Annotated in this window: 5 protein-coding genes; 4 read left to right on the top strand and 1 reads right to left on the bottom strand. The window is 74.6% G+C overall.

The annotated features are described in order from the left end of the window. The first annotated feature begins 37 nt into the window (after positions 1-37). Entirely contained in the window at positions 38-1576 is a 1539-nt protein-coding gene (locus ABZ885_RS35900) for a SulP family inorganic anion transporter (RefSeq protein WP_360198427.1), read from the top strand. Positions 1577-1771: 195 nt separating this feature from the next. Next, positions 1772-2122 (top strand): hypothetical protein, encoded by a 351-nt coding sequence (locus ABZ885_RS35895; protein WP_360198424.1) that lies wholly within the window; start codon positions 1772-1774, stop codon positions 2120-2122. Between the two features lie 120 nt (positions 2123-2242). Here the strand turns inward: ABZ885_RS35895 and ABZ885_RS35890 are convergent, their stop codons facing one another. Then, complete coding sequence (locus tag ABZ885_RS35890; RefSeq protein WP_360198421.1) at positions 2243-2728, bottom strand: DoxX family protein; 486 nt, start codon at positions 2726-2728, stop codon at positions 2243-2245. Positions 2729-2893: 165 nt separating this feature from the next. Between ABZ885_RS35890 and ABZ885_RS35885 the strand changes: the two genes are divergently transcribed. Next, positions 2894-3484 carry a TetR family transcriptional regulator gene (locus ABZ885_RS35885; protein ID WP_360198418.1) on the top strand — a complete coding sequence of 197 codons (591 nt, stop codon included), beginning with the start codon at positions 2894-2896 and terminating at the stop codon, positions 3482-3484. Positions 3485-3624: 140 nt separating this feature from the next. Then, the gene (locus tag ABZ885_RS35880) at positions 3625-4386 is read left to right on the top strand and encodes a glucose 1-dehydrogenase (protein WP_360198415.1); all 762 of its coding nucleotides are present in this window, start codon (positions 3625-3627) and stop codon (positions 4384-4386) included. The last annotated feature ends 166 nt before the right edge of the window (positions 4387-4552 follow it).

Here is a 4552-nt window from a genome sequence, read left to right as displayed (position 1 = left end):
ACGGGGCCGCCGCGGCCCGGCCGCGCTGCTGCGCGCCGTGCCCTGGCGCTTCGACCTGCCCGCCTCGCTGGTGGTCTTCCTGGTCGCCGTGCCGCTCTGCGTCGGGGTGGCCGTCGCCTCCGGCGTGCCCGCCGAGCTCGGGCTGGTCACCGGGATCGTCGGCGGCCTGGTCGTCGGTTCGCTGCCCGGCAGCAGCCTCCAGGTCAGCGGCCCGGCCGCCGGGCTGACCGTCCTGGTCTACGAGGCCGTGCAGGAGTACGGCGTCGGCGCGCTCGGCCTGCTGGTGCTGGCCACCGGCCTGCTTCAGCTCGTGATGGGGGCCCTGCACCTGGGCCGCTGGTTCCGCGCGATGTCCGCCTCGGTGGTGCACGGCATGCTGGCGGGCATCGGCCTGACCCTGCTGTTCGGCCAGCTGTACGCGCTCGCCGACCGCAAGGCGCCCTCGACCGGGCCGGAGAAGATCGCCGGACTGCCCGCGCTGCTGCGCGACGCCCTCACCGGGGCCGCCGCCCCTAGCGCGGTGGCCCTCGGCGCCGGCACCCTGCTGGTGCTGGTGTTCTGGACGTACCTGCCCGCCGGGGTGGCCCGGGCGGTGCCCGCACCGCTGGCCGCCGTCGGGCTCGCCGCGGCCGTCACCGCCGCCGCCGACCTCCCGGTGGCCCGGGTCCGGGTCGCCGGTCTGCTGGGCGTGGTGCAGATGCCCGACCGAGACGCGCTCGGCGCCCTGGCGAGCACGGCCGGCCTCGGCACCGTCGTCGCCTTCACCCTGATCGCCTCCGCCGAGACGCTGTTCAGCGCGGCCGCCGTCGACCGGATGCACCACGGCCCGCGCACCGACTACGACCGCGAGCTGACCGCCCAGGGCGTCGGCAACGCGCTCTGCGGCCTGCTCGGCGCGCTGCCGATGACGGCGGTGATCGTGCGCAGCGCGGCCAACGTCCAGGCGGGTGCCCGGACCAAGGCCTCGCGCGTCCTGCACGGGTTCTGGCTGCTGCTGTTCACCGCGCTGCTGCCCGGCGTGCTCGGTCTGGTCCCGCTGACGGCGCTGGCCGCCGTCCTGGTGCACGCGGGCGCCAAGCTGGTGCCGGTCCGGCGGATCGCCGGGCTCTGCCGGGAGCACCGGGGCGAGGCGGTGGTGCTGGCGGTCACGGCGGTGGCGATCATCACCACCAACCTGTTCGAGGGCGTGCTGACCGGCATCGGGCTGGCCGTGGTGAAGTCGGCCTGGCAGACCTCGCACCTGCAGATCGGCGTGGAGGAACTGCCGGCGGGGGAGGGCGGCGCGAGTGTCCGGGGCGGCCCGGAAGACCGGGGCGGCCAGGAGGGCCAGGGTGACCAGGGCGGTGCGCGGCCGCTGCGCGTCCGGCTGAGCGGCAACGCGACCTTCCTGCGGCTGCCCCGCCTGCTGGACGCGCTGGAGCGGCTCCCGGGCGACCGCCCGGTCGAGCTGGACTGGTCCGGCCTGCGCCACCTCGACCACGCCTGCACGGTGGCGCTCAGCACCTGGGCCGCCCAGCACCGGGCCCGCAGTTCGGCTCCGCTGGCGGTCGAGCCCCCGCTGCCGACGGTGGTCTGACACCTGGCCGGGGAGCGGCCCCGGGTGGTCCTGCCGACCGGCTGGCGGGGCCACCACGGGCGTGCGAGCCTCGATCTGTGGGGGCGGTTCCCGAGGGCGGACCGGGGCGGCCCGGCCCGGCCGGAGACGCCCGGCGCGCGGTGACCGAGGGCAGCCGGGGCTGCGGAGCCCCGGGCGGAACGAGGTGAGGTCGCGATGGCCGCTCAGACGCAGACCGCCGGACCCGACGTGGACGCCGGCTTCTTCAAGGCCCTGGAGAAGGTGTTCGACCAGTATCCGGAGCTGGCCGGCAAGTACGCGATCCGGTGGAACCGTGACACGGCGTCGGACGAGGACCGGGGCGGCCCGCCGCCCGACGGACCGTACGGCGGCGAGAGCCCGGGCGGGGCCACCCGCGGTGGGCCCCAGGGCGGGGAGAATCCGGGAGGGGCCACCCGCGGTGGCGGGAGCCCCGGAGCGGCCACCCGCGCCGGCAGCTTCCACGCCTGCTGCGAGTGGGAGTTCGGCGGCGGCCGGTGGGAGTGCAGCCACCAGTGCGAGGAGTGACCGTCGCCGCCCCCGCCGTCTGCTGACGGCACGTCCTCCGGCCGGTGCCGACGGTTCGTCAGGAGCCGTCCCGGGGCGTGTCCTGTGGAAAGCCGACCACAGGACACGCCCCGGGAGCGGTCAGCCGGCCGGGGTCGGCTGCGAGCTGCGCCCGGCGTTGTCGGTGCTTCCGGTGTGCCCGGCCCGGTCGGTGTTCCGGCCGGTGAACAGCCGGTCCAGGGCGATCGGGCCGGAGCCGAGCACCGCGATGGCGAGGAAGGCCCAGCAGAACAGCACCGAGGCCTCGCCGTTGTTCTGCAGCGGCAGCAGTGCGTGCTCCTGGTGGACCGTGAAGTACGCGTAGGCCATGGAACCCGAGCAGATGACGGCCGCGGTCCGGGTGCCGAGGCCGGCCAGGACCAGCGCGCCGCCGACGAGCTGGATCAGCGCGGCCCACCAGCCGGGCCACTGCCCGACCGGGACGGTGCCGCCGCCCTTGGCGCCGCCGAACACGCCGAAGAGCGAGGCGGCGCCGTGGCAGGCGAAGAGCAGTCCGATCACGGCCCGGAAGGCCGTCAGGACGTAGGGGCGGGCGGCGTCGAGCGCCTGTTGCAGGCTTGCAGGCATGGGAAGGTGCCTCCGGTGGGGAGGGGACTGGGGACGAGCGGCGGTAAGGGTACCCTTACCCTTGAGGGTTTGACAATACTCAGTCAAATAGAGCGTGGTCGAAGTTTCGTCCGCCCTCCCCGGCCTTTCTTGACCGATCGGTCTGGATCTGACTAGGGTTCAGTCATGGCTCGCAGTAAGGAATTCGACCCCGACACGGCGCTCCAGTCGGCTCTCGAGCTGTTCTGGCGGCGCGGCTACGAGGCCACCTCGATGAGCGACCTGGTCGAGGGGCTCGGCATCGCCCGCGCCAGTATCTACGCCACCTTCGGCAGCAAGCACGAGCTCTACCTGCGCGCCCTGGAGCGTTACGGCGAGCAGTGCGACCCGGCGCTGCTGGCCGAGCTCTCGCAGCCCGGTCCGGTCCTGCCGGCGATCCGCGCCCTGGTCCGCCGCTTTGCGCGGGAGTCCGGCGAGGATGCGGAGAGCGGGGGCCGGCGGGGCTGCTTCGTCACCAACACGGCGGTCGAGCTCGCCCCGCACGATCCGGACGCGGCCCGCCGGGTGGCGAACAGTCTCGGCCTCCTGGAGGCGGCGCTGACCTCCGCCCTGGTCCGCGCCGAGGCGCAGGGGGAGCTGCCCGAAGGGCGTGACCCGCGGGCGCTGGCCCGGATGCTGCTGGTGCTGCTGCAGGGCATGCGGGTGATCGGCAAGGCCGGCGACGGCGCGGCGCGCCTGCACGACGCGGCCGAGCAGGCGCTCTCCCTGCTGGACTGAGGGTTCCCGGGCGGGTCCGGGCGGCGGCTCCGGCCGCCGTTTTCTCGGCCCTGATATTGGATCGAACGGTCAATTTAGTGGGCGGCCGCGACCGCCGCGCAGCACACGCTCACGCACAAACCCATGAAGGAGTACTCGTCATGACCACGCGTTTCGCCGACAAGTCCGTCCTGGTCACCGGCGGTGGGACCGGCATCGGCCGCGCCATCGCGCTCGCCTTCGCCCGGGAGGGGGCCCGGGTGGCCGTGGCCGGGCGCACCGAGGCCTCGCTCGCCGAGACCGTCGCGCTGATCGAGGCCGAGGGCGGCAAGGCCGTCGCCCTGGTGGGGGACGTGGCGAGGAGTGGGGACGCCGCCCGCCTGGTCCGGGAGACCGTCGCGCAGCTCGGCGGGCTGGACGTCGCCGTCAACAACGCCGGCATCCTCGGCACTCCCGCCCCGGTCGCGGACGTCGAGGAGGAGGACTGGCAGCGCCTGATCGACACCAACCTCACCGGCACCTGGCTCGCCATGAAGCACCAGATCGCCGAGCTGCGCGCCCGCGGCGGGGGTGCCATCGTCAACATCTCCTCGAACCTGGGCACCCACTTCCGCCTCCCGGGCCTGGGCGCCTATGCCGTCACCAAGGCCGCCGTCGCCACCCTGACCCGCGCCGCCGCCCGCGACCACATCGCCGACGGCGTCCGGATCAACCTGGTCAGTCCCGGTCCGGTGGACACCACCATGTCCACCCGGCCCGGTGAGACCGCGGCCGACAAGGCCGACCGGATGAAGGCCCAGGTCCCGGTCGGCCGGGCCGGCGCACCCGAGGAGATCGCCGCCGCCGTCCTCCACCTCGCCTCCCCGGAGTCCGCCTTCACCGTCGGCGCCGACCTGGTCCTCGACGGCGGCGTCACGGCCTGACCCCCACCGCCTCACCCCACCGGCCGGGCGCGCGTCACGCGCCCCGGCGGGTCGCGTGGGGGAACGGGTACACCGGGGTGCCGGTGACCGATCGGAAGAGCGGGGGGGTGGGGAAGAGTGGTACAGCAAAGGTGTTGTTCTCGGTGGGGGCGGTAGAGTTTAAACA

The organism is Kitasatospora sp. NPDC047058 (assembly GCF_040643935.1).
Classification (GTDB): domain Bacteria; phylum Actinomycetota; class Actinomycetes; order Streptomycetales; family Streptomycetaceae; genus Kitasatospora.
Note: the sequence above shows the minus strand (reverse complement) of the source record. Positions and strands in the feature narration are given on the sequence as shown.